At 67.5% G+C, this 24,724-nt stretch carries 17 protein-coding genes; 7 read left to right on the forward strand and 10 right to left on the reverse strand.

Annotated elements, in window-relative coordinates; translation table 11 throughout:
* Positions 1-44: 44 nt before the first annotated feature.
* Positions 45-818, reverse strand: coding sequence for an SDR family oxidoreductase (locus EGM71_RS17070; protein WP_188485895.1), 774 nt, complete (start codon positions 816-818; stop codon positions 45-47).
* A gap of 117 nt (positions 819-935) precedes the next feature.
* Here EGM71_RS17070 and EGM71_RS17075 point away from each other — a divergent pair, with 117 nt between their 5' ends.
* Positions 936-1,841, forward strand: a complete 906-nt coding sequence (locus EGM71_RS17075) for a LysR family transcriptional regulator (protein ID WP_188485897.1) — start codon at positions 936-938, stop codon at positions 1,839-1,841.
* Positions 1,842-2,040: 199 nt separating this feature from the next.
* Here EGM71_RS17075 and EGM71_RS17080 read toward each other — a convergent pair whose 3' ends face one another.
* Both EGM71_RS17080 and EGM71_RS17085 read right to left on the reverse strand, forming a co-directional pair.
* Entirely contained in the window at positions 2,041-5,202 is a 3,162-nt protein-coding gene (locus tag EGM71_RS17080) for an efflux RND transporter permease subunit (RefSeq protein ID WP_188485898.1), read from the reverse strand.
* A gap of 3 nt (positions 5,203-5,205) precedes the next feature.
* Positions 5,206-6,345 (reverse strand): efflux RND transporter periplasmic adaptor subunit, encoded by a 1,140-nt coding sequence (locus EGM71_RS17085; RefSeq protein WP_188485900.1) that lies wholly within the window; start codon positions 6,343-6,345, stop codon positions 5,206-5,208.
* Between the two features lie 123 nt (positions 6,346-6,468).
* On the opposite strand from EGM71_RS17085, the gene EGM71_RS17090 reads away from it, so the two are divergent.
* The 3 genes from EGM71_RS17090 to EGM71_RS17100 all read left to right on the forward strand — a co-directional run bounded on the left by EGM71_RS17090 (position 6,469) and on the right by EGM71_RS17100 (position 9,308).
* Positions 6,469-7,149 (forward strand): TetR/AcrR family transcriptional regulator, encoded by a 681-nt coding sequence (locus EGM71_RS17090; protein ID WP_188485902.1) that lies wholly within the window; start codon positions 6,469-6,471, stop codon positions 7,147-7,149.
* A 136-nt stretch (positions 7,150-7,285) separates the two neighbouring features.
* Complete coding sequence (locus tag EGM71_RS17095; RefSeq protein WP_188485904.1) at positions 7,286-7,933, forward strand: protein-L-isoaspartate O-methyltransferase family protein; 648 nt, start codon at positions 7,286-7,288, stop codon at positions 7,931-7,933.
* Positions 7,934-7,949: 16 nt separating this feature from the next.
* Positions 7,950-9,308 carry a TolC family outer membrane protein gene (locus EGM71_RS17100; protein WP_188485906.1) on the forward strand — a complete coding sequence of 453 codons (1,359 nt, stop codon included), beginning with the start codon at positions 7,950-7,952 and terminating at the stop codon, positions 9,306-9,308.
* Positions 9,309-9,404: 96 nt separating this feature from the next.
* Here EGM71_RS17100 and EGM71_RS17105 read toward each other — a convergent pair whose 3' ends face one another.
* Together EGM71_RS17105 and waaA are read right to left on the reverse strand one after the other, a co-directional pair.
* Positions 9,405-10,604 (reverse strand): amino acid transporter, encoded by a 1,200-nt coding sequence (locus tag EGM71_RS17105; RefSeq protein ID WP_430544064.1) that lies wholly within the window; start codon positions 10,602-10,604, stop codon positions 9,405-9,407.
* Between the two features lie 271 nt (positions 10,605-10,875).
* Positions 10,876-12,174, reverse strand: coding sequence for a lipid IV(A) 3-deoxy-D-manno-octulosonic acid transferase (waaA, locus tag EGM71_RS17110; RefSeq protein WP_188485909.1), 1,299 nt, complete (start codon positions 12,172-12,174; stop codon positions 10,876-10,878).
* 60 nt (positions 12,175-12,234) lie between these two features.
* Between waaA and EGM71_RS17115 the strand changes: the two genes are divergently transcribed.
* Entirely contained in the window at positions 12,235-13,152 is a 918-nt protein-coding gene (locus tag EGM71_RS17115) for an LpxL/LpxP family Kdo(2)-lipid IV(A) lauroyl/palmitoleoyl acyltransferase (RefSeq protein ID WP_188485911.1), read from the forward strand.
* A gap of 100 nt (positions 13,153-13,252) precedes the next feature.
* Here EGM71_RS17115 and EGM71_RS17120 read toward each other — a convergent pair whose 3' ends face one another.
* The 3 genes from EGM71_RS17120 to EGM71_RS17130 are packed head-to-tail and all read right to left on the reverse strand — an operon-like array spanning position 13,253 to position 15,893.
* Positions 13,253-14,584: an O-antigen ligase family protein gene (locus tag EGM71_RS17120; protein WP_188485913.1), complete on the reverse strand. Its 1,332-nt coding sequence runs from the start codon at positions 14,582-14,584 to the stop codon at positions 13,253-13,255.
* A complete protein-coding gene (locus EGM71_RS17125; protein WP_188485915.1) occupies positions 14,565-15,680 on the reverse strand; it encodes a glycosyltransferase in 1,116 nt (371 codons plus the stop codon). Before EGM71_RS17125 ends, EGM71_RS17120 begins: the two co-directional genes overlap by 20 nt.
* Before the next feature lie 15 nt (positions 15,681-15,695).
* Positions 15,696-15,893, reverse strand: coding sequence for a zinc-finger domain-containing protein (locus tag EGM71_RS17130; RefSeq protein ID WP_005410967.1), 198 nt, complete (start codon positions 15,891-15,893; stop codon positions 15,696-15,698).
* A gap of 421 nt (positions 15,894-16,314) precedes the next feature.
* On the opposite strand from EGM71_RS17130, the gene EGM71_RS17135 reads away from it, so the two are divergent.
* Together EGM71_RS17135 and EGM71_RS17140 are read left to right on the forward strand one after the other, a co-directional pair.
* On the forward strand, positions 16,315-19,659 hold the full coding sequence (locus tag EGM71_RS17135) for a GH92 family glycosyl hydrolase (protein WP_188485917.1): 3,345 nt from the start codon (positions 16,315-16,317) through the stop codon (positions 19,657-19,659).
* Positions 19,656-20,399, forward strand: coding sequence for a basic secretory protein-like protein (locus EGM71_RS17140; RefSeq protein WP_014038425.1), 744 nt, complete (start codon positions 19,656-19,658; stop codon positions 20,397-20,399). Before EGM71_RS17135 ends, EGM71_RS17140 begins: the two co-directional genes overlap by 4 nt.
* 424 nt (positions 20,400-20,823) lie before the next feature.
* Here the strand turns inward: EGM71_RS17140 and EGM71_RS17145 are convergent, their stop codons facing one another.
* Together EGM71_RS17145 and EGM71_RS17150 are read right to left on the reverse strand one after the other, a co-directional pair.
* Positions 20,824-23,115, reverse strand: a complete 2,292-nt coding sequence (locus EGM71_RS17145; RefSeq protein WP_087923578.1) for an NADP-dependent malic enzyme — start codon at positions 23,113-23,115, stop codon at positions 20,824-20,826.
* A 230-nt stretch (positions 23,116-23,345) separates the two neighbouring features.
* Positions 23,346-24,689: a dicarboxylate/amino acid:cation symporter gene (locus EGM71_RS17150; RefSeq protein ID WP_188485919.1), complete on the reverse strand. Its 1,344-nt coding sequence runs from the start codon at positions 24,687-24,689 to the stop codon at positions 23,346-23,348.
* Positions 24,690-24,724: the final 35 nt, after the last annotated feature.

The raw sequence follows: 24,724 nt of genomic DNA on the forward strand, positions 1-24,724 counted from the left end.
CTATTGTGCCTGCGCGCCTTTTGCAGCGTCGAGCCCGCGCAACGTTACTTGGTGGTGTAGCCCCCATTGACCAGGATGGTCTGGCCGGTCATCCACCAGCCATCGGTGACCAGGAAGCGGATCCACGGCACGATGTCGGCGATGTCGGTCAGGCCAGTGCGGGTGAACGCCGACAGCGCCGCCGCGGTCTTGTGATACGCCTGCGCGTCGGCGCTCTCGGCCGGATAGAAGAACGGTGTGTCCATCGGGCCGGGGCCGATCGCGGTCACCGAGATGCCGCGCTCACCGAACTCCTTCGACGCCGCACGGGTGAAGTGCTCGACCGGTGCCTTGGTGCCGGCATAGCTGGAATAGAACGGCGTGAACGCACCCAGCAGTGAGGTGACCAGGGTGCAGATGCGGCCGCCGTCATTGACGTGACGTCCGGCCTCCTTGAGGAAGAAGAACGCGGCCTTGGCGTTGACCGCGCTCATCTCGTCGTACTCCGCTTCGCTGATGTCCAGCAGTGGCTTCTTCAGTACCTTGCCGACCGTGTTGATGGCAATGTCGGGACGGCCGACCGCGGCCACGGCATCGGCGAACAGGCGCTCCATCGCTGCCGCCGACGTCAGGTCGCCCTGCAGGGCCACTGCCTTGCTGCCAGCCGCCTGCACCGCGGCAACGGTCGCCTCCGCGTCGGCCTGGGTACCTGCGCTGTTGTAGTGAATGACGATGGCCCTTGCGCCCTGTGCGGCGAAGTCGCGGGCCAGCAGGCCGCCCAGGTTCTTGGCGCCACCGGCGATCAGCACGGTCTTGCCCTTGAGGGAATGGTCGGTCATGGCTTCGGTCTCGGGAGGGGGCTGCCCGGGGTGGCAACCCTGCCCTGACGACGATATCGTGCAGAAAATGCGGATAAAGCCCGCCACATTGACTTAACTTTCCAGAGCAAGCGAACAATGGACCGGATCGATCGCTTCCGCATCTTCACCCGGGTGGTTGAGTGCGCCAGCTTCACCCGCGCCGCCGATCAGCTCGGCCTGCCCCGCTCCACCGTTTCCGCGGCGGTGGCCGAGCTGGAGCAGCGGCTCGGCACCCGCCTGCTGCAGCGCTCGACCCGGCGGGTATCCACCACCCACGACGGCGACGTGTTCCATGCCCGCTGCCTGCGCCTGATCGCCGAAGTTGAAGACGCCGAGTCGTTGTTCCGCCAGGATGATGCGCAGCCGATCGGCCTGCTGAAGATCGATGTGCCCAGCCGCATCGGCCGCCGCATCCTCGCCCCGGCCCTGCCCGACTTCTTCGCGCGCCATCCGCAGGTTGAAGTGGACCTGGGCATGACCGACCGCGCGGTGAACCTGATCGAAGACGGCTGTGATGCGGTGCTGCGGGTCGGCCAGCTGGGTGACTCCAGCCTGGTGGCCCGCATGCTGGGACAGCTCGACTTCGTCAACGTCGCCGCGCCGGCCTACCTGCGCGAGCACGGCGTACCGCAGCATCCTGCCGACCTGCAGCAGCACCGCGCGGTGAACTACGCATCGCCGACCACGGCGCGGGTGGAACCGTGGGAATGGCAGGACGGTGGCCAGCTGCGCACGCTGCCGATGCCTGGCTGGGTACGGGTAAACAGCGCCGAGGCCTCGATCGCGTGCTGCGTGGCGGGGCTCGGCCTGCTGCAGATTCCGCGCTACGACGTGCAGGCGGAACTGCACTCCGGCGCGCTGGTGGAAGTGATGCCGCAGTATGTGGCGCAATCGTTGCCGGTAACCCTGCTGCAGCCGCATCGGCAGCATCGTGCGCAACGCGTGCAGGTGTTCATCGAATGGCTGCTGCCAGTGCTGCGGAGCGGCCTGCAGCTGCAGTAGATCCACGCCATGCGTGGATACATGCTTCAGTGCCAACCAAGGTTGGCACCTACCAGGGCAACGACCCGCTGCGGTAGATCCACGCCATGCGTGGATGACGGAACCTGAAATCCGCAGCCACCCATGGGGTGGCTCTACTGGGAGACGTACCAACCAGGGTTGGCACCTGCCAGGGGCCGTGGCCGCAGAACCCGGGGCATTACGCCCCGGATTCGTCGGGCTTCACCCGGAACCACGCCGCGTACAGCGCCGGCAGGAATACCAGCGTCAGCACCGTGCCCACGATCAGGCCGCCCATGATCGAGATCGCCATTGAGCCATAGAACGCGCTGCGCGACAACGGAATCATCGCCAGCACGGCCGCCAACGCGGTCAGCACGATCGGGCGGAATCGACGCACCGTGGCATCGATGATCGAATGCCAGCGATCATGCCCGGCGTCGATGTCCTGCTGGATCTGGTCGATCAGGATCACCGAGTTTCGCATGATCATGCCGGCCAGTGCGATCGTGCCCAGCAGCGCGACGAAGCCGAACGGCGCGCGGAACAGCAGCAGGAACAGGGTCGCACCGATGATGCCCAGCGGCGCGGTCACCAGCACCATCGCCGCACGCGAGAAGCTGCGCAGCTGCAGCATCAGCAGCGTGGCCACCACGATCAGGAACAGCGGCATGCCGGCCTTGATCGAGTTCTGGCCACGTGCCGAATCCTCAACCGAGCCACCGGTTTCCAGCAGGTAGCCACTGGGCAGTTCGGCACGGATGCCGTCCAGCGTCGGCACGATCTGCTGCACCACGTCCAGCGCTTGCATGCCATCGCTGATGTCGGCACGCACGGTCACCGTCGGCAGGCGGTTGCGATGCCAGATGATGCCGTCCTCGAACGCGTATTCCAGCCGCGCGACCTGCGACAGCGTCACCGCCGTGCCGCTGCTGGTGGGCATCGCCAGGCTGCCGATCAGGTCCAGCTGCGCGCGCTCGTTGTCCGGGCCACGCAGCAGCATCTCGATCTGGCGATTGCCTTCGCGGTAGGTGCTGACGCTCATGCCCGACAGCGAACTGCTGAGGAACTGGCTGACCTGCGCGCTGCTGACGCCCAGCGCACGCGCACGGTCCTGGTCGATCACCAGTCGCACCACCTTGCTCGGCTCGCTCCAGTCGAGATTGACGTTCATCACGTGCGGGTTCTCCCGCACCTTGGCCTCGACCTGGCGCGCGATCGCCTGCACCTGCGCAATGTGCTCACCGGAGACACGCATCTGCACCGGATAGCCGACCGGCGGTCCGTTCTCAAGCCGGGTCACGCGCATCTGTACATCCGGGAACTGCTTGACCACGTCCTTCAGCATCCAGTCGCGGGTCGCTTCGCGGGCCTTGGCGTCTTCGGTAAGCACCACGAACTGGGCGAAGTTGGTCGCCGGCAGCTGCTGGTCCAGCGGCAGGTAGAAGCGCGGCGAACCGGTGCCGACGTAGGCCACGTAGTTGCTGATGCCCTCGCGCTGCTTCAGCAGCTTTTCCAGCTTGCTGGCCTGCGCCTGGGTGGCCGCCAGCGATGCGCCTTCGGCCAGTTCGATGTCCACCATCAGCTCGGGCCGGGTGGAATCGGGGAAGAACTGCTGCGGAACGAAGCGGAACAGCATCAGCGAGCCGATGAACAGCGCGATGGTCGCACCGATCACCCACCAGCGATGGCGCAGGCAGGTATCCAGGAAGCCACGGAAGCGGGTGTAGAACGGCCGCTGGTACGGGTCATGGTCGTGCGCATGCTCCTTCGGCGCGATCCAGCGCGCGAGCGCCGGATGGCGGTCGGCCCACTGCAGGCGCTTGGCACGCCAGCGACCGGCCAGACTGTCAGGCTTGGGCAGCTGCGGGTTGAACAGGTCCGGCAGCATCTTGTCGCCGAGGTACGGGATGAACAGCACCGCTGCGATCCAGGACACCACCAGCGCGATGGTCACCACCTGGAACAGCGAACGGGTGTACTCGCCGGTGCTCGAAGCCGCCGTTGCGATGGGCAGGAAGCCGGCCGCGGTGATCAGCGTGCCGGTCAGCATCGGGAACGCGGTCGATTCCCAGGCGAAACTGGCCGCACGCAGGCGGTCGTAGCCCTGCTCCATCTTGGTGGCCATCATTTCCACCGCGATGATCGCATCGTCCACCAGCAGGCCCAGTGCCAGCACCAGCGCGCCCAGCGAGATCTTGTGCAGGCCGATGTCGAAGTAATGCATGACGAAGAAGGTCATCGCCAGCACCAGCGGAATGGTCACGCCCACCACCAGGCCGGTGCGCAGGCCCAACGAGAAGAAGCTGACCAGCAGCACGATCACCACCGCTTCGGTCAGTACCTGCACGAACTCGCCAACCGACTCCTCCACCGCGTGCGGCTGGTCGGAAACCTTGCGCAGCTGCATGCCGGCCGGCAGGGTCCTCTGCAGGCGCTCGAACTCGGCATCCAGGGTGGCACCAAGTTTCAGGATGTCGCCGCCATCCTTCATCGCCACCGCCAGGCCGATCGCATCCTGGCCCATGAAGCGCATCTTCGGCGACGCCGGATCGGCAAAGCCACGCTTCACCTCGGCGATGTCGCCCAGGTGCAAGGTCCGCTCGCCGGCCTGGATCGGGAACTTGCGGATGTCCTCGATCGAATCGAACTGGCCGGTCACGCGCAGCTGCACGCGGTCGGTCGGGGTTTCGAAGAAGCTGGTGGCGGTCACCGCGTTCTGGTCGGCCAACGCCTGCTGCACCTGCTGCAGCGACACGCCCAGCGTGGCCAGCTTGGTGTTGGACAGTTCGATCCAGACCTTCTCGTCCTGCAGGCCGACCAGGTCGATCTTGCCGACGTCAGGCACGCGCTGCAGTTCCAGCTGGATGCGGTCTGCATAATCGCGCATCACCGCGTAATCGAAGCCTTCGCCGGTCAGCGCATAGATGTTGCCGAAGGTATCGCCGAACTCATCGTTGTAGAACGGCCCGACGATCTCGCGCGGCAGCGTCGCCTTGATGTCACCCACGCGCTTGCGCACCTGGTACCAGAGGTCGGGGATCTGCTTGGAGCGCAGGCTGTCGCGGGCCATGAAGATCACCTGCGATTCGCCCGGGCGGGAGTACGAGCGGATGAACTCGTACTCGCCGGTGTTCATCAGCGCCTTCTCGATCGGCTCGGTTACCTGCCGCGAGACCTGCTCGGCGGTGGCACCGGGCCACATCGTGCGCACCACCATCGCCTTGAAGGTGAAGGGTGGATCTTCAGACTGGCCCAGATGCTTGTAGGACCAGGCGCCGATGACAGCGAAGGCCAGCATCGCAAACAGCACCAGCGGGCGATTGCCCAACGCCCATTCGGAGAGATTGAAGCGGCGCACGGATCAGTGCCCCTTGCCTGCGGCCGGCGCAGCGGCCGGCGTAGCCGCCGGTGCCAGCACTGGACGATTCTGGCGGTCGACCGGCGTCACCACCTGGCCTTCGCGCAGAAGATGGCCGCCGGCAGCCACCACCCAGTCACCTGCGGCCACGCCGGACAGCACCGGCACCGCCTGCGCACCATAGGCGCCGATCGTCACCGGGGTGGCCTTCAACGCACCGTTGGACGGATTGACCACCCACACACTGGCCTTGCCATCACTGCCGCGCAGCACCGAGCCGAGCGGCAGCTGCAGGGTGCCACTGCGGCCAGCGGCGGCGAACACCCGCGCGCTCTGGCCCAGCTCCACTTCGCTCAAGGCTTCCGGGGCCAGGCTGACCCGCGTGGCATAGGTGCGTGCCTGCGCATCGGCGGCCGGTGCAATCTCGCGCAGGGTACCCGGCAGCAGCTGGCCCGGGCGGTTCCACAGTTCCACCTGCACCGGCTGCCCGACCTTGTAATCACGGATGTTGCTTTCCGGCAGCGCGATCAGCACTTCGCGGCCACCATCTGCGGCCAGGGTGAACACTGTCTGCCCGGCACTGACCACCTGCCCGGCTTCGGCCTGGCGGCTGGCGATCACGCCGTCGGCCGGCGCGCGCAGCTGCGCGTACTCGGCCTGGTTGCGAGCCACCGCCAGGTTGGCGCGGGCGGCATTGGCCTGGCCCTGCGCGGCCTTGAACGCGGCGGTCTGCTGGTCCAGCGCCGAGCGGCTGACCAGTTGGTCTTCGGCCAGCTTGGCATAGCGCTTCTGGTCATCGCGGGCGCGCACGAGGTCGGCTTCCGCCGCCGCCAGCTGCGCCTGCGAGGCTGCCGCCTGCGAGGCGTAGTCGGCCACGTCCAGCTCAGCCAGCAGCTGGCCCTTCTTCACGCGTTGCCCGGCGTCGACATGACGCTTGACCAGGTTCCCGCCGACCCGGAACGACAGCGGGCTCTCCTGGCGGGCGCGCACCTCGCCGGGGTAGGCCGCCGGCGCTTGTCCGTCCTGCGTGGTGGGATGCACCACCAGCACCGGAATGGCCGCCACCGGTTCGGCGGCCTGCCTGCCACAGGCTGCCATCACCACCGCCAGCACGCCAACACCCAACCAACGCATGTTCTTCATGAGGTACAAGACCTGAAAAGGGGATCCGGGGGAACGCGCCGGCAACATACTGTTGCGACACGGACATTAGTGAACCAGCCGGTATAGTATAAATATCGAACCGCTTGGTCTAGTATTGTCGCGATGAGTTCTCACACTTCCCGCAAGCCGTCGGCCAAGCCCGCTGCCAAGGCCACCGGACCCGGGCGCCCCAAGGACCTCGGCAAGCGCGCGGCGATCCTTGAAGCAGCCAAGGCACTGTTCATCGAACAGGGCTATACCGGCGTGAGCATGGACACCATCGCCGCTCAGGCTGGCGTCTCGAAGCTGACTGTGTACAGCCACTTCGGCGACAAGGAGACCCTGTTCTCCGAGGCCGTGCAGTCAAAGTGCATTGAAATGCTGCCCGACGCGCTGTTCGTGGCCGACGCGAACGGTCCGCTGCGCGACCAGCTGATCGGCATCGGGCTGGCCTTCTTCGAGCTGATCACCTCCGACGCGGCGATCTCGATCCAGCGCATGATGATGGCGCCGGAGACCGACGAACGCCTGCGCGAGCTGTTCTGGCAGGCCGGCCCGGAACGCACCTGCGAGGCCCTGGCCGACTTCCTGCGCGCGCGCGGTGAGCGCGGCGAACTGGATATCCCCGACTATTACCTGGCCGGCCAGCAGTTCCTGACCCTGGTCAAGGGCGAAGTGCACATGCATATGATGTGCGGCATGCCACTGTCACCGGTGGAGTGCGACCCTCTTGCCCATGTGACCGCCAGCATCGACTTCTTCCTGCGCGCCTATGCGCCGCGAGGGGCCGGGACGGCTGAATAACCAAAACTGAACGAACCGGAGGTCGCGATGACTTCCGGCACTGCGACCCCGGCCACCCGGCAGCTGATGCTCTGGGCGCGCCGCCGGCCTCCGGCACCGGTAAAATGGCCGGCCCACTGCGCTGGATTTGAACCTCATGACGATTGATTACGCCCACGCCCGCGAACTGATGGTGGAACAGCAGATCCGTCCCTGGGACGTGCTGGACATCAAGGTGCTCGACGTCCTGGCCCGCCTGCCGCGCGAGGCCTTTGTCGCCGACGCGCACCGGGCACTGGCCTACGCCGATGTCGAACTGCCGATCGGCCACGGCCAGAAGATGATGAAGCCGGTCATCGAGGGCCGTACCCTGCAGGCGCTGGACCTGCAGCCGGGTGACGAAGTGCTGGAAATCGGCACCGGCAGCGGCTTCCTGTCGGCCTGCATCGGCGCGCTGGCGCGCGACGTGCTGAGCCTGGAGATCGACCCGGAGCTGGCTGCCGCCGCACGCGCCCGCCTGGATGCCTCCGGCCTGGGCACGAATGTCCGCGTGGAAGTGGCCGACGCCCTGACCTGGCAGACCGAACGCCGCTTTGACGTGATCTGTGTCACTGGTGCGGTCGACGTGGTGCCGTCACAGTTCGCTTCGTGGCTGCGTCCGGGTGGTCGCCTGTTCGTGATCCATGGCCGTTCGCCGGCGATGGAGGCCCTGCTGGTCAAGGCCGACGGCAGCAGCGAGTCCCTGTTCGAGACCGATATCGATTACCTGCGTGGTGCCGCCCCGGCCCCCCAGTTCCACCTCTGAGTCCAAGGAAGCCGCAATGATCCGCCGATCCCTCGCTGTTGCGCTGGCCACTGCCCTGCTGCCGTTGTCCGCCCATGCCGCCGACCTGCTGCAGGTCTACGAAATGGCGCGTAATGGCGATCCGCAGCTGTCCGCCGCCGAATCGACCCGGCTGTATGACAAGGAAGGCGCCGTGCAGGCGCGCGCCGCGCTGCTGCCGCAGATCAACGGCCAGGCCACGCTGAACCGCTCGCGCAGCGAGGCGAACCATGACGCCAACTCCGGCACCGTGACCAGCAAGCGCCGCAACTACACGATCGACGGCAGCCAGACGCTGTTCAACTGGACCCAGATCAACAACCTGCGCTCGCAGCGCGAGCTGAGCAAGGCGGCGGACTTCACCCTCGATTCGGCCAACGACAGCCTGATCGTGCGCACCTCGGCGGCCTACTTCAACGTGCTGGTGGCGATCGAATCGCTGAACGCCGCACAGACCAATGAAGCGGCCGCGAAGAAGCAGTTCGACTTCGCCGACAAGCGCCTGGAAGTGGGCCTGGCGCCGATCACCGACGTGCACGAAGCACGCGCCCAGTACGATCAGGCGCGCGCCAACACCATCGTTGCGCAGAACACCCTGGCCGATAACTACCAGGCCCTGACCGAACTGACCGGCCAGCCGGTGGTGAACCTGCGCGGCCTACCGGCCGACTTCCGTCCGGAAGTGCCGGCCAACCGCGGCAACATCGACGAGCTGGTGCGCCAGGCGAGCTCGCAGAATCCGGCGCTGAAGGCTCAGGAACTCAAGGTCAGCGCCGCCGAAGCCGGCGTGCAGGCTGCTCGTGGCGGCCATTACCCGACCCTGTCGCTGGGCGGCAGCTGGGGCAAGAGCGCGACCTGGGGTGACAGCACCGGCGCCGGATCGTTGTCGCCGGATGCACGCACCAACAGCATCGGCCTGACCCTGAGCGTGCCGATCTTCTCCGGTGGTGCCACCCAGTCCGGCGTGCGCCAGGCACTGGCCCAGCGTGACATCGCACAGGACGGCTACGAGCAGCAGAAGCGCGCCCTGGACCGCAACACCCGCAATGCCTACCAGACCCTGGTACAGGGCATCAGCGAAGTGGAAGCCCGCCGCCTCGCGGTGGTCTCGGCACAGAGCGCCTACGACGCGTCGCAGGTCGGCCTGGAAGTCGGCACCCGTACCGTGCTGGACGTGATCCAGAACCAGCGCATCCTGTTCTCGGCGCAGCTGGATTACGCCAACGCCCGCTACACCTTCCTGCAGAACCGCCTGCTGCTGAGCCAGTCGCTGGGCGCGCTGGACGTGGCCGAGCTGCAGGACGTCAACCGCCTGCTGACCCAGGACGCGGGCAACCCGTCGACGACCACGCACTGAGTCGTCGCCCTGCCGGCAACGAAGAAGCCACCCGCAAGGGTGGCTTTTTTGTAGGCGGTGCATCCACACGCCCCCATGGAGTGGCCCCACGAACCGTCAGCCCGGCCATGCCCGCAGGCGTTCCAGCGCCGCAAGCACGCACAGCGCGGCTGCCAGGGGCGCCAGCATCGGCATCATCAGCTCGCGTCCGGCTGCGCCTTGCCCGGTGTCATCCCGTCGCCGCAACACCGCCAGGCACAGCGCCGCCATCACCACCAGCGTCGCCGCACCCGGTAGCGCCGGCAGGGTGCCCTGAGGCAGCCACAGCACCAGCATCACCGCCGGAAGCCCGACCACCACTGCACTCAGGCCCGTGCCGGATCGTCTCACCGCATCAGCTGCGCGGGGCCACAACGACGTGGCCAGCCGCACGGCAATCATCAGCAGCACCAGCTGCAGGGCGGCCAGGCCCGCTGCCCCGGCCAGCGGCAACAACGGCAGCATCCACTGCAGCTGCGGATGCACCTGCAGCGCCACCGACAGTGGCCGGGTACTGGCCAGCGCGGAAAACTCGACCAGCCCGGCCTGCAGTGCTGCCAGCACGATCAGCAGCAACATCGCCAGCAACGAGACCAGCGCCAGCACCGCCGGCTGCCACATCGCACCCTGGCGGCGCAGCGCAGGAAAGCCCAGTGCCAAGCCTACGCTGGCAAATACCCCCAGCAGCGGTACTGCAGCCGCCAGCACACCGCCCAGCCCGAAGCGATACGGCGCGGTCGCCGCTGGCAGCCAGGGAATCCAATGCGCGTAGTGCACATGACGTGCCGCCAGCGCCAGCAGCAACACCCCCACGCCGATCTTCACCGTCAGCAGGGCACAGGCCGCCAATGCCACACCCCGTGGCGGCAGCAACGCCAGCGCACCCAACATCAGCAACCCCACCGCCGCCGTTACCTGCTCGGGCAGCCAGTTGCTGGCCTGGAGGCCTCCCGCAGCCAGCACCGCGTGTACATGGTGGGCCATGGACTGCGCCGCACCCGCCGTGGTCGCCACCAGCTCAAACAACAGAATCGTGCCCAGAACGGCGGCCACCCGTGGCCCCCAGCTGGCGGCCAGCAGCCCATGCAGGCCTTCGGCCGCCGGCAGTCGCAGCACCAGATCCTGCAGGCAGCACAGCACCAGGCCGGCCCCCAGTGCGGCCAGCAACAGGCTCAGCACGATGGCCGGGCCGGCCTGCGCCGCCGTGTGCTGGCCCACCAGCGCGATCACGCTGCCGCCCACCAGCAGCGTCAGCGCCACCACCGCCAGATGGTCCATCCCCAGCCGCGCCCCACCGGTGCCATCCCTACCCCTGTCGCCGTCCATCGCAAGTTCCCTTGATACCCGCCCAAGCGCGGTCGACAGCAGGCTGGCAGCCTGCGTCGCGCTGCGGAATCAGAATCGGTGCCGTGTGCGCCACGATGTGATGGCAGGCACGCTGCCATCGGCAAGGTCGGTCCAGCAACGACAGAAAAATCGTCGCTAAGCAGAATTGATGAAGTTGATCACGACAGCACTCGTCTGCGACACCGAAGCTGCGCTGCCGGGATCACTCGCGCGGCGGCGGCAGGTGCGGCGCAACCAGGGCAAGCGTGCGCTGCAGCGCACCGCGGCCATTGCTGACCAGCGTGCAGCCCGCACGCGCCATGTCTTCGCGGGCCTGGGCATCGTCGAGCAGGTGCTGCAGCAGATCGCCCACCGCCTGCGCATCCTCGCCGATCAGCAGCGCACCGGCCTCGCGCATGCGCCGGGAGATTTCCGCGAAGTTGTGCAGGTGCGGGCCGGTCACCGCCGCCGTTCCCATCGCGGCGGGCTCCAGCAGGTTGTGGCCACCGATGGCCTGCAGGCTGCCGCCGACGAAGGCGACCTGGGCACAGGCGTAGAACGGCATCAGCTCGCCGAGGGTATCGATGACGAACACGTCGGTGGCGGCGTGCGGCCACTGGTCCACGCGGCGGGTCGCCACGCTCCAGCCCTGCTCGCGTGCCAGCGCTTCCACCTTCGGGAAGCGCTCGGGATGGCGCGGTGCCCACAGCAGCAGCAGTTCCGGATGCTGCTGGCGCAGGCGCCGGTGCAGGTCGATCACCGCCTGCTCTTCGCCATCATGGGTACTGGCGGCGATCCACACCGGGCGCGCGCCCGGCACCCGTGCATGGAACTGTTCGACGAAGCCCTGCACGTCCGGCGTGGTGATATCGAACTTCAGGTTGCCCAGGGCCTGCACCTGGCCGGGCTCCGCCCCCAGCTGCACGAAGCGCTCGGCATCGTCCTGCGACTGCGCGGCCACGCAGGTGACGGTGCGCAGCGCGCGGCGGATCAGTGCGGCCAGCAGCCGGTAGCCGCGCAGCGAACGCGCCGACAACCGGGCATTGAGGATGTAGACCGGAATACCGCGGTCACGGCAGCCGAACAGCATGTTCGGCCACAGCTCGGTTTCCAGGATCAGCGCCAGGCTGGGCTGGAAATGGCCGAGGAAGCGGTTGACGCTGCCCGGCACGTCGTACGGCAGATAGACATGGTCCAGTGCGTCGCCCCAGAGCGCACGCACACGCTCGGAGCCGGTCGGAGTGATGGTGGTGATGACCCAGCGGATGTCCGGGCGCTGCTTGCGCAGGGCATTGACCAATGGCGCGGCGGCATTGACCTCGCCCACCGAGACCGCGTGCAGCCACACCCGCGGCTGGCCGGTCGGCTGCGGATAGGAGGCGTAGCGTTCATCCCAGCGCCGGAAGTATTCACGGACCCGGAAGCCGCGCCAGACCAGGTGGTACACGGTGATCGGCAGCAGGATGTAGAGCACGACCGAGTACAGGCCGCGCAGGATCCATTCGACAGGGTCTTTACGCATGCCGCAAGGATACGGGAGCCCCCCGGGAAAGACACGCGGCCGCCTTGGTAGAATGGCCCCATGTCAGATGCCTCCACCGCCGTCCGCCCGTCGCTGCGCGATCCGCGCAACTGGCCGATGTTCGCCGCCATGTTCGGTGCCTTCGCCATCGCCCGCCTGCCGTGGATGCTGCAGCGCGCGCTGGGCCGGGGCGTCGGCTGGATCACCTGGCGCCTGCTCGGCAGCCGCCGCCGCGCCGCCGAGGTCAACCTGCAGCTGTGCTTTCCCGAAAAGGATGAAGCCTGGCGGCAACGCCTGGTGCGCGACAGTTTCGATGCGCTGGGCGTTGGCGTATTCGAGTGCATCCGCGCCTGGTGGGGCAGCATCGACAGCATCCGCCCGCAGGTACGGATCGAAGGCCTGGAACACCTGCGGCAGATGCAAGCCGAAGGCCGCGGCGTGCTGCTGGTCTCCGGCCACTTCATGACCCTGGAAATGTGCGGCCGCCTGCTGTGCGACTACGTCGACCTGTCCGGCATGTACCGCAGGCACAAGAACCCGGTGTACGAGTGGGCGGTGAAGTTCGGCCGCCTGCGCTATGCCAAGGCGATGTTCGCCAACGAGGACATCCGCGCGACCGTGCGCCACCTGAAGAAGGGCGGCTTCCTCTGGTACGCGCCTGACCAGGACATGCGAGGCAAGGACACCGTGTTCGTGCCGTTCTTCGGCCACACCGCTTCGACCATCACCGCGACCCACCAGCTGGCGCGGATGACCGGTTGTGCGGTGATTCCGTACTTCCACCGCCGCGAAGGCGGAAGGTACGTGCTGAAGATCGGCGCACCGCTGGAGAACTTCCCCAGCGAGGACGTGGAAGCCGATACCACGCGGGTCAACCAGGCCATCGAAGAGATGGTGCGCGAAGCCCCCGACCAGTACCTGTGGATCCACCGCCGCTTCAAGCGCCAGCCCGGCGGCCGGAGTGATTTCTACAAATAACCGGATGCGGTGGAAGGGCCGGCATGCTCGTGGTAGTCGCCAACCTTGGTTGGCGCCGATGAACCGAGGCCGGTCCCGGGGAGCCAACCAAGGTTGGCGACTACTGCATCGGCGGAGATTCGTCCGATTCGCGGGCCAGCAGGCTGCCGGCGAACAGGGCCGCCAGCAGCACGGTCAGGCCACCCCAGAACGCGGAATAGAACGCCAGGTGCGTATTGAGCGGGAACACCGTGACCGCCAGCGCCAGCATCGCCGGTCGGGCGCGATCACGCGCAGCCGGCGGAGCATAGCGCCAGGCCCGCCAGGCCTGCGCCACTGCCGCCAACCACAGCAGCAGGCCCAACACGCCGGTCTCGGCAAGGACTTCCAGCACGATCTGGTGGGCGTGCAATGCCGGTTGGTTGCCCCACACGGCGGGGCCCTCGTCGGCCACGCAGGCCGGATACGCATCGCGGAAGCCGCGCGCACCGACACCGTTGACCGGATGCTCCTCGATCATGCACACGGCCGCCTTCCAGATCCGCGCGCGTCCCGAAAGCGCCTCGTCAACGCCCTGCCCGTCTTCGTTCCATGCCTGTGCCGTGCGCGCAACGCGCTCGCGCAGCTGCGGCACGCCCGCTGTCAGTGCGGCCGTACCCAGCGCTGCCACCAGGGCCAGCAGCAGCAGCCGCTTCCAGCCGAACTGGCGCACGCCGCTGTAGGCCAGCACCAGCACAAAGGTGATCCACGAGGCACGCGAACCGGCCAGCAGCAGCACGCATCCCAGTGCGGCAGCGGCCAGCAACCACCCTGCGCTACCGAAACGCCGCGCCATCGGCAGCAGCAGGAACGGTGACAGGCTGGCCAGCACCTGGCCGAATTTCAGATTGCAGGGCCCGAGCGCGCCACTGAGGCGGTCGGCCAGTGCGGCTTCGTCGGCCGGGCACAGCGCGTGGCCACTCACGGCCAGCTTCAGGTGCTCCAGCGACCAGAACCACGGGCTGGTGCCGGCCAGCGCCTGCACCAGCGCGTCCAGCGTCCACGCCGCGGTGATCAGCGCCAGGCCGCCGAAGGTCAGCCGCCGCCGTTCCGGCGTGGCCACCGCGATCGCCACCAGCCACATGAAAGGCAGGTAGCGCAGGCCGGCGGCAGCCTTGGTCCACGAGGCCGAAGGATCGATCGCATCGATGGCCGAGAACGCCTGCGGCAGCCAGTAGCCGAGGAACAGGATCGAGGTCAGCGCCCACGCCGCCGTGCTCAACAGGTGCGGGCGCCGCTGCAGCCGGCGCATGACCATGCGCGCGGCAGCATAGAGCGCGCCGAGGCCCAGTACGGTTTCGGCGATGCCCGGCAACGGCCACATCGCCACGTACGCCAGCACCCACCAGGGCGCCCAGCGCCCGGCGCGGTCGTCACGCACGATGACAGCGGGGTCAGCCAGCGAGATCGGCATAGAGGCGGAGGGTATCGCGCTGCATGGCCTGCAGGGTAAACGGGATGCGGGTCGGCAAGGACGGCGGCTGCGCCAGCAGGGCCAGCGCACGTTCACCCAGCGCGCGTGCATCACCGAGCGGCACCGCGCCGCTGGGCTGCAGTTGCTGCAGCAGTTCGCCGACGCCGCCGTGGTCCCAGCCCAGCACCGGGCGGCCGACCGACAGCGCCTCGACCACGGTGCGGCCAAAGGCTTCCGGCTTGTCCGACAGCTGCAGCACCAGATCGCTGACGGCGTAGGCCTGGGCGATGCGTGCGGTAGGCGTGCTGATCTGTACGGCCCCGGCCACACCCAGTGCCGCAGCCTGGCGGCGCAGGTCGGCCACGTAGGCCTCGCGCCCGGGTTCATCGGTGCCCAGCATCCACAGCTGGGCCGGCACGCCGGCGGCACGCACATCGGCCAGCAGGCGCAGCGCGTGGGCGTGGCCCTTCAGCCGGGTGCCGCGCCCGGGCAGCAGCAGCAGCGGGCCTTCAACCTGGGCCAGCCAGGGATAATCGGCCGCAAGGGCCAGTCGTGGTCGACGGTCGGCACGCGCTACGCGTGGGAACTGGCCGACATCGACACCACGGGGAATGACCTGCAGTTTCTCTTCCGGCACCGTCGGGTAGTGGCGTTGCACGTAGGCGCGCACGGTATTGGACACGCAGATCACGCGTTCGCCACTGGTCATCACCGCGCTGTAGCGGCTGGGCGAATTCAACCCGTGCACGGTGGTCACCCAATGCGGACGCTGCGCGGCGGGCATGGCGCGGATCGCATACAGGCCCAACCAGGCCGGCAGCCGCGAACGCGCATGCACGATGTCCGCACCGACCTCGGCAAACAGCCGGCGCAGGGTCGGCAGATGGCGCAGGGTCAGCAGCGACTTGTGGCCGATGTCCAGCGTGAGGTGCTCGGCACCGCTGTCCAGCAGCGGCTGCACCAGGCGGCCACCCGCGGATACGACCAGCGCACGATGGCCGGCAGCAACCAGGGCCGCAGCAATTTCAAGGGTCGAGCGCTCGACACCACCGGAGTGCAGCGCCGGCAGCAACTGCACCACGGTCAATCGGCGCATCGAAGGGGCCGCCGTTTAGTCGGCCAGCACGAACACGGAACCGCAGTACGGGCACTGCGCTTCGCCGTTGGGCTCGTCTTCAATCGGCAGGTACACGCGCGGATGCGAGTTCCACAGCGCCATTTCCGGGGTCGGGCAGCTCAACGGCAGATCGCTGCGGTGCACGGTGTAGCGCTTCTCGGCGTTGGCGGGCGCGGTGGCGGTATGGCTCATGGCGGATGTCGGTGAACGGGTTGCGAGGCCTGTGATTCTAGCATCTGGGCCGCACCGACATTGCGCCGCAACGGGCCTTTGCGCGCTCCCGCCACTGTCGCGCAGCTCCAGGCCGCACCCCTGGGCGTTGGCACCCAAGGGGATTCTGCGGTGGTTCCGGCAGGTTCCCTCGCCAGAATCGTCTCCAGCGATATTTCCCGCATTTGGATCGAACTAAATGGCACTTGTCAGCGCGCGGCGGCTGTTGCAGGATCGAGCCAGGTCGCACCCCGACCCCTCCAATCCGACCCGATCGCATGGCCCGCCCCCACCGGACCGGCATCGCCTCTTCCACTGCCAGCCCGGCGGTCGGAGCGATGCTGTCCGTGGTGTCCGCCGATGCGGGTTCTGCCCGCCGCCAGCCCTTCCGGGAGACCCTTGCATGACCCTGTCCGATCCGCGCCGCGCCCTGCTTCCGCTCGCCCTGGCCCTGGCCTGTGCGACCACTGCGATGCCGGTGCTGGCGCAGGGGCTGCAGACCTCGTTCGAACCGGGCGAACCTGCCCCGACGCAGACCGCGGGCGCGCTGCAGGTCACGATCGGCAATGGACCGGCCGCGCCCTACACCGCCAAGCGCAACGCCGGCTACAGCGGCCTGCATGCGCTGCGCTACAGCAGCGAGGGCGGCAGCGCGCGGCGCGAACTGTTCAAGGCCGACCTGCCCATCGAGGCTGATACCACGCTGTCGTGGCTGGTGCTGCCGGAGATCGTCGGCAAGGACACTGTCGCCTCGACCTATGCATCGCTGGACCTGCTGCTGGACGATGGCAGCCGCGTTTCGGCCGGTGCGGCGCGCGACCAGCATGGGGTGGCAATCGGCGCGCGCGCGCAGGGCGAGTCGAAGACGCTGTACCCGCAGCAGTGGGCGCGCAAGGCAGTGCGGCTGGGCGACGTGCCGGCGCTGAAGGGCCGCCGCGTGGTGGCGATCGAGCTGGAGGTGGCCAGCGCCGAGGGCGCGCCGGTCTCCGGCTGGATCGATGACGTGCACCTGGACACGGTGCCAAGGCAGCAGCCGCAGCGCGTCTCGGACTGGGTGCTGACCACCCGCGGCACCCAGGCCAACGGCACCTTCTCGCGCGGCAACAATTTCCCGGCCACGGCGGTGCCGCACGGGTTCAACTTCTGGACCCCGGTGACCGATGCCGGCGCACTGAACTGGCTGTACCGCTGGAACGAGCAGAACGATGCGCAGAACCGTCCGCAGCTGCAGGCGCTTGCGCTGAGCCACCAGCCCAGCCCGTGGATGGGCGATCGCCAGACCTTCCAGGTGATGCCCTCGTCCAGCCGTGGCGCGCCGGACGCCGACCGCCGCAAGCGTGCGCTGTCGTTCGACGGCAGCCATGAAAGCGCGCGCCCGTATCGCTACGACGTGCGCTTCGACAACGGCATCGCTGCCGCCATCGCACCGACCGATCATGCCGCACTGTTCCGCTTCGACTTCCCCGAAGACGGTGACGCCAACCTGCTGTTCGACAACGTCGATGCGCGTGGCGGCCTGACCCTGGACGCCACCACGCAGACGCTGTCCGGCTACACGGATACGCGCAGCGGCCTGTCCAACGGCGCCAGCCGCATGTACGTGGTGGCCAGCTTCGACAAGCCCTGGCGCAGCAGCGGCCGCCTCGACACCGGCCGCCCGACCGGCTACATCAAGTTCGACGCCGGCAGCGACCGGCGGGTGACGATGCGCATCGCCACCTCGCTGATCTCGGTGGAGCAGGCGCGGCACAACCTGGCACTGGAGATCGCCGCCACCGATACGCTGGAGAGCGTGGCCGGCCGCGCGCAGGATGCATGGGACGCGCGCCTGGCCCGCTTCGACATCGGCGATGCCAGCGACGACCAGAAGACCACGCTGTACTCCAGCCTGTACCGGCTGTACCTGTACCCCAATTCCGGCCACGAGAACGCGGGCAGCGCGGCCGCGCCGGACTGGCGCTACGCCAACCAGGCCAGCGCCAGTGATGACAACACCGAGGGCAGCGCGAAGCGCAGCTTCACTGGCGTGCGCGATGGCAAGGTGTTCGTCAACAACGGCTTCTGGGACACTTTCCGCACCACCTGGCCGGCCTACGCACTGTTCACGCCCGACGATGCCGGGCAGATGGTGCAGGGCTTCATCGAGCAGTACCGCGCCGGTGGCTGGATCGCGCGCTGGTCGTCGCCGGGTTACGCCGACCTGATGGTCGGTACCAGCTCGGACGTGGCTTTCGCCGATGCGTGGCTGAAGGGCATCGGCGGCTTCGATCCGGCCGAGGCCTACGCCGCCGCGCTGAAGAACGCGACCGTGGTCCCGCCCGACCGCCATGTCGGCCGCAAGGGCATGGACCGTTCGACCTTCCGTGGCTACGCCAGCGCGGACGTGCACGAGGGCATGTCGTGGACGATGGAAGGCGCACTCAATGATTTCGGCATCGCCAACATGGCCGATGCGCTGGCCAAGCGCGCGACCACGCCGGCCGCACGCGAGCGCTACAGCACCGAGGCCGAGTACTTCCGCTATCGCGCCGCCAGCTACACGACGATGTTCGATCCGGCCGCCGGCTTCTTCCAGGGCCGCAATGCCGATGGCCACTGGCGCGTGGACGCCAAGGACTACGACCCGCGCGTGTGGGGCCACGACTACACCGAATCCAATGGCTGGACCTTCGCCTTCACCGCCGCCCACGATGGCGAAGGCCTGGCCGCGCTGTACGGTGGCCGCGACAAGCTGGCGGCGAAGCTGGATGCCTTCTTCGCCACGCCGGAAACCGCGGACCCGGCACTGGCCGGCTCCTATGGCGGCACCATCCACGAGATGACCGAAGCGCGCGACGTGCGCATGGGCATGTACGCGCACAGCAACCAGCCGGCGCACCACATCCCGTGGATGTACTTGTACGCCGGGCAGCCGTGGAAGACCCAGCAGCACGTGCGCGAGATCCTGTCGCGACTGTACGTCGGCAGCGAGATCGGCCAGGGTTATCCAGGCGACGAGGACAACGGCGAGACCTCGGCGTGGTACGTATTGGCCTCGCTGGGCCTGTATCCGCTGCGCATGGGCGCGCCGGAGTACGTGATCGGTTCGCCGGCCTTCCAGCACGCGCGGGTGGAACTGCAGGGCGGCGCGGTGCTGACCGTGAACGCGGCCAACAATTCGCGCGAGAACGTGTACGTGCAATCGCTGAAGATCAACGGCACGCCCTGGACGAAGACCTGGGTGCCGCACGACCTGATCGCCAAGGGTGCGACGCTGGACTTCGTGATGGGCCCGCAGCCGTCGCGCTGGGGCAGCGGCGTGGATGATGTACCGCGCTCGTTGACCGCCCGTGGCCAGCGACCTCAGCTGCTGCACGACCTGCTCGGCAGCGGCGCGAAGGCAACACTGGCCGATGGCCGTGCCCTGCCAGCGCTGGTCGATGACGATGCGGCCACTACCGTGGGCCTGGGCGGCGGCGCGACCATCGCGCTGACCGGCCTGAGCGACGGCGCGCCGACGATGTACACGCTCACCAGCGGTGACGGCCGCATCCAGGGTGGCGAATGGACGCTGGAAGCACGCAACGGCGATGGCCGCTGGGTCGTGCTCGACCAGCGCAGCGGCGAAGCCTTCGAGTCTGCCCGCCAGACCCGACCGTTCCGCATCGCCAGGCCAGGCCACTACGGCGAGTACCGGCTGCGCCTGACTGCCCCGGGCCGGCTGCCGCTGGCGGAGATCGAACTGTTGGCGCCCAGCGCCGTACAATGAGCCCTATGCGCTACCGTCTGTTGCCTCTGGCCCTTGTTGCCCTTTCCTTCTCCAGCTTCGGCCAGACCCAGGCCTTTGATGCGCAGCTGACCCGCGACGGCGTGACGCTGAACTACCAGGACGCCCGTGGCGCCCTGGCCGCGCCGCAGCGCAAGCGGGTGATCGATACGTTCTACTTCGCCTACCTGCGCGAACGTGCGGACTTCCACCCGGCCGCGCCGTCGATGGTGCGCATCGTGATCGATCCGGCCTACACCGGCATCGCCTTCGTCGGTGACAAGGACCAGGCGGCAACGATCACCATCAACCCGGGCTGGTTGGCGCAGCACCCGAACGACATCGACCTGGTCACCCATGAGGCCATGCACATCGTGCAGGGCTATCCGGGCTACGGCGACGCGCGGGTGCCGGGCTGGCTGGTGGAAGGCATCGCCGACTACGCACGCGACCGCTACGGCATGGACAATGCCGCCGCGGGCTGGGCACTGCCGGGCAAGGTCGAGAAGGGGCAGAACTTCGACAGCGGCTACCGGGTCACCGGTGCGTTCCTGAAATGGGCCGACGCCGAACACCCGGGCCTGGTGCTGGCACTGGACAAGGCCCTGCGCGACGGCCGCTATGCACCGGCGCTGTGGCAGAAGCACACCGGCAAGGCACTGCCTGCGCTGTGGGCGCAGTACGCCAAGCCACGTTCGGATGCACCGCCGCCAGCCCCTGCACGCCGCGGCAAACGGCACTGACACCTACGCACCACACGTTTGCCGGGCATTGCCCGACGCTACCGCATCGCCGCCTCAGCGCGACTGCACGAAACCGGCGTACAGCGCGAACAGTTGCTGGAAATATCGCCGCGTCACTCGATTACGCATGACAGCCTCACCCATGGAAAGTTGGTCGGGCCCAGGGTGGGAAGGCCGGTCCGGTCCCTTCCCACGGCCGGGCCGCGTGGGCGTATTGGGCCGCAGCGGCGTTGCAGGGAAATGACCGGGTTGCGTAGCGCGTATGGCACAGACCGGGGTAGAGCCGGCCGCTGGCCGGCAACCCCAATGATGTCCAGGTACACGACGGCAGCCGGCCAGCGGCCGGCTCTACCCGTTTCCGCTGTGCGGAAACAGAAACGCGCCCCTTGGGGCGCGCTTCTGCAGCTCGAATCGGAAAGAAGGCTTATGCCTTCTTTTCCGCTTCCAGCTGCTTCCTGATCTGCGCATCGACCGCCGCAATCGCGGTCATGTTCAGGATCCGGCGCGAGGTCGCGCTGGTGGTCAGGATGTGCACCGGCTTGTTCACGCCCATCAGGATCGGACCGATCGCCACACCGTCGGTGAACACACGCACCAGGTTGTAGGCGATGTTGGCCGCTTCCAGGTTCGGCAGCACGAACAGGTTGGCGCGGCCCTGCAGGGTCGAGCCCGGCAGCAGCTTCTGGCGCAGCGCTTCATCCCACGCGGTGTCGCCCTGCATTTCGCCGTCCACGTTCAGACGCGGGTTGCGCTTGAGCAGCAGCTCACGCACCTGGCGCATCTTCAGCGCGTCCTTCGAATCATGGCTGCCGAAGTTGGAGTGCGACAGCAGCGCCACCTTCGGCTCGATGCCGAACAGCTTCATGCGGTAGGCCGCCTGCAGGGTCGCTTCGCACAGCTGCTCGGCGGTCGGGTCTTCCTGCACGTGGGTGTCCACGAAGAAGAACACGCCCTGCTGGTTGATCACGCCGGTCATCGCCGAGGTCGAGGTGACCTTCGGCTCCAGCGGCAGCACGCTGCGCACGTAGCCCAGCTTCTTGTGGAAGCGGCCGACGATGCCGGTCAGCATCGCATCGGCTTCGCCACGGGCGACCATCACTGCCGCGATCAGGGTCGGGCGCGAACGCATCAGGTTCTTCGCCGCGGCCACGGTCACGCCACGACGGCCGGTCAGGCCGTGGTAGTACTGCCAGTATTCGTTGAAGCGCGGGTCGTCGTTGATGTTGGTGACTTCAACGTTCTCGCCGATCTTCAGGCGCAGGCCGAGGCGCTCGATGCGCGACTCGATCACTTCCGGGCGGCCGATCAGGATCGGGTGCGCCAGGCCGTCATCGACCACGTTCTGCACTGCCTGCAGCACCACTTCCTCTTCGCCTTCGGCGTACACCACGCGCTGCTTGTCGCTGCGCGCGCGGTCGTAGACCGGCTTCATCATCAGGCTGGTGCGGTAGACGAACTGGGCCAGCTTGTCGCGGTAGGCGCCCATGTCCTCGATCGGGCGCGAGGCCACGCCCGAGTCCATCGCGGCCTGGGCCACGGCGGCCGACAGCTCCACCAGCAGGCGGCGGTCGAACGGACGCGGGATCAGGTATTCACGGCCGAAGCTCGGGGTGTCGCCGCCATAGGCCGAGCCCATGTCGGTGGCGGCGCGGCGGGCCAGTGCAGCGATCGCACGCACGCAGGCGATCTTCATTTCCTCGTTGATCGCGGTGGCGCCCACGTCCAGCGCACCACGGAACAGGTACGGGAAGCACAGCACGTTGTTGACCTGGTTCGGGTAGTCCGAACGGCCGGTGCCGATGATCGCGTCCGGACGGGCGGCGCGCGCCAGTTCCGGCATGATTTCCGGGGTCGGGTTGGCCAGCGCGAAGATCACCGGATCCGGCGCCATGGTCTTGACCATGTCGGCAGTCAGGATGCCCGGCGCCGACAGGCCCAGGAAGATGTCCGCGCCGTCGACGATCTCGGCCAGGGTGCGCTTGTCGGTGTCGCGCGCATAGCGCTGCTTTTCCGGGTCCAGGTCGGTACGACCGGTGTGGATCACGCCCTCGCGGTCGAAGGCCAGGATGTTCTCCGGCTTCAGGCCCAGCTGCACCAGCATGTTCACGCAGGAAATGCCGGCCGCGCCCATGCCCGTGGTCGCCAGCTTCACTTCCTCGATCTTCTTGCCGGTGATCGCCATCGCGTTGAGCACGGCCGCGCCGACGATGATCGCCGTGCCGTGCTGGTCGTCATGGAACACCGGGATCTTCATGCGCTCGCGCAGCTTGCGCTCGACCACGAAGCATTCCGGCGCCTTGATGTCTTCCAGGTTGATGCCGCCGAAGGTCGGCTCCAGCGAGGCGATGATGTCGACCAGCTTGTCCGGGTCGGTCTCATCGACTTCGATGTCGAACACATCGATGCCGGCGAACTTCTGGAACAGCACGCCCTTGCCTTCCATCACCGGCTTGCCGGCCAATGCGCCGATGTTGCCCAGGCCCAGCACGGCGGTGCCGTTGGAGATCACCGCCACCAGGTTGCCGCGGGCGGTCAGCTCGCTGGCCTGCTGCGGGTCGGCCTTGATCGCTTCACAGGCGTACGCCACGCCCGGCGAATACGCCAGCGACAGGTCGCGCTGGGTCAGCATGGGCTTGGTAGCGGAAACCTTGATCTTTCCCGGCGGGGACATCCGGTGGTAATCGAGGGCGGCCTGTTTGAAATCTTCGTTGGACATCGATGTGGGTTACATGAATGGGCAGAAGGGACAGGGGATGATACCCCCGTTGGAGCGTCTGGACCTGTCGCTATCCTGTCGCAGGCATGCTGCGACCGCACAATTCCGTGCCGTATGCGACGGTACCGCGACACCAGCTTCGGCGCTGCCCATGACAGCCATGGGACGCCCTGAAACGCCGCGGGGCCGTACCACTGTCGTGACCGGCCCCGCGGTACCACACACCTGGATCAGCCCTTGGCCGGCAGTGCCTCGGGCAGCGCATCGACCGGCGGCGGCAGTTCGCTTTCGCGGCCATCCAGCGCCAGCTTCAGGCGGTTGCGGTCCAGCGCGCCTTCCCAGCGCGAGACCACCACGGTGGCCACGGCATTGCCGATGAAGTTGGTCAGCGAGCGGCACTCGCTCATGAAGCGGTCCACGCCCAGGATCAGCGCCATGCCGGCCACCGGCACTTCCGGCACCACCGCCAGGGTGGCGGCCAGGGTGATGAAGCCGGCACCGGTGACGCCGGCCGCGCCCTTGGAGCTGAGCATGGCGACCAGCAGCAGGGCGATCTGGTGGCCCAGGGTCAGTTCGGTGTTGGTGGCCTGGGCGATGAACAGCGCCGCCAGGGTCATGTAGATGTTGGTGCCGTCCAGGTTGAACGAGTAGCCGGTCGGGACCACCAGGCCCACCACCGACTTGCTGCAACCGGCACGCTCCATCTTCTCCATCAGCGACGGCAGTGCCGACTCCGACGAGGAGGTGCCCAGCACCAAAAGCAGTTCGGCCTTCAGGTAGCGCGCCAGCTTGAAGACCGAGAAGCCGCACAGGCGGCAGACCACACCGAGGATCACCGCCACGAACAGGAAGGCGGTGAGGTAGAACGAGCCGACCAGCCAGGCCAGGTTGATCAGTGAACCAACGCCGTACTTGCCGATGGTGAAGGCGATCGCACCAAAGGCGCCGATCGGGGCGGCCTTCATCAGGATGTGCACCAGCTTGAACACCGGGGCGACCAGCGCCTCCAGGAAGTTCAGCACCGGCTTGCCCTTCTCGCCCACCATCGCCAGCGCGATGCCGAACAGCACGGCCACGAACAGCACCTGCAGGATGTTGCCATCGACGAAGGCGCTGAGCAGCGTCTTCGGAATGATGTCCATCAGGAAGCCGACCAGGGTCAGGTCGTGCGACTTCTCGACGTAGCTGTGCACCGCGGTCTGGTCCAGCTCGGCCGGGTTGATGTTCATGCCGGCGCCGGGCTGCACCACGTGCGCCACGATCATGCCGACGATCAGTGCCAGCGTGGAGAAGAACAGGAAGTACGCCATCGCCTTGGCGAACACCCGGCCCACCGTGCGCAGGTGGGTCATGCTGGCAATGCCGGTGACGATGGTCAGGAAGATCACCGGCGCGATGATCATCTTCACCAGGTTGATGAAGGCATCGCCGAGCGGCTTCATCTTCTCGCCGACCAGCGGCTCGTAATGGCCGAGGATGGCGCCCAGGACGATCGCCACGATCACCTGGAAGTACAGCTGGCGATAGATCGGCAACGGCTTTGCAGGCACCGGTGCTGCGGTCGGGATGTGCATGGCGGACTCCGGAAGGGGCGTTTTCAGGCACGTAC

The sequence above is a fragment of the Stenotrophomonas maltophilia genome, assembly GCF_006970445.1.
GTDB classification, from domain to species: domain Bacteria; phylum Pseudomonadota; class Gammaproteobacteria; order Xanthomonadales; family Xanthomonadaceae; genus Stenotrophomonas; species Stenotrophomonas maltophilia_AU.

Excerpts from the sequence above, each read along its gene's own strand:
- EGM71_RS17070 (WP_188485895.1), bottom strand. The coding sequence starts at position 818 with ATGACCGACCATTCCCTCAAGGGCAAGACCGTGCTGATCGCCGGTGGC.
- EGM71_RS17075 (WP_188485897.1), top strand. The coding sequence starts at position 936 with ATGGACCGGATCGATCGCTTCCGCATCTTCACCCGGGTGGTTGAGTGC.
- EGM71_RS17085 (WP_188485900.1), bottom strand. The coding sequence starts at position 6,345 with ATGAAGAACATGCGTTGGTTGGGTGTTGGCGTGCTGGCGGTGGTGATG.
- EGM71_RS17090 (WP_188485902.1), top strand. The coding sequence starts at position 6,469 with ATGAGTTCTCACACTTCCCGCAAGCCGTCGGCCAAGCCCGCTGCCAAG.
- EGM71_RS17095 (WP_188485904.1), top strand. The coding sequence starts at position 7,286 with ATGACGATTGATTACGCCCACGCCCGCGAACTGATGGTGGAACAGCAG.
- EGM71_RS17100 (WP_188485906.1), top strand. The coding sequence starts at position 7,950 with ATGATCCGCCGATCCCTCGCTGTTGCGCTGGCCACTGCCCTGCTGCCG.
- EGM71_RS17105 (WP_430544064.1), bottom strand. The coding sequence starts at position 10,604 with ATGGACCATCTGGCGGTGGTGGCGCTGACGCTGCTGGTGGGCGGCAGC.
- waaA (WP_188485909.1), bottom strand. The coding sequence starts at position 12,174 with ATGCGTAAAGACCCTGTCGAATGGATCCTGCGCGGCCTGTACTCGGTC.
- EGM71_RS17115 (WP_188485911.1), top strand. The coding sequence starts at position 12,235 with ATGTCAGATGCCTCCACCGCCGTCCGCCCGTCGCTGCGCGATCCGCGC.
- EGM71_RS17120 (WP_188485913.1), bottom strand. The coding sequence starts at position 14,584 with ATGCCGATCTCGCTGGCTGACCCCGCTGTCATCGTGCGTGACGACCGC.
- EGM71_RS17125 (WP_188485915.1), bottom strand. The coding sequence starts at position 15,680 with ATGCGCCGATTGACCGTGGTGCAGTTGCTGCCGGCGCTGCACTCCGGT.
- EGM71_RS17130 (WP_005410967.1), bottom strand. The coding sequence starts at position 15,893 with ATGAGCCATACCGCCACCGCGCCCGCCAACGCCGAGAAGCGCTACACC.
- EGM71_RS17135 (WP_188485917.1), top strand. The coding sequence starts at position 16,315 with ATGACCCTGTCCGATCCGCGCCGCGCCCTGCTTCCGCTCGCCCTGGCC.
- EGM71_RS17140 (WP_014038425.1), top strand. The coding sequence starts at position 19,656 with ATGAGCCCTATGCGCTACCGTCTGTTGCCTCTGGCCCTTGTTGCCCTT.
- EGM71_RS17145 (WP_087923578.1), bottom strand. The coding sequence starts at position 23,115 with ATGTCCAACGAAGATTTCAAACAGGCCGCCCTCGATTACCACCGGATG.
- EGM71_RS17150 (WP_188485919.1), bottom strand. The coding sequence starts at position 24,689 with ATGCACATCCCGACCGCAGCACCGGTGCCTGCAAAGCCGTTGCCGATC.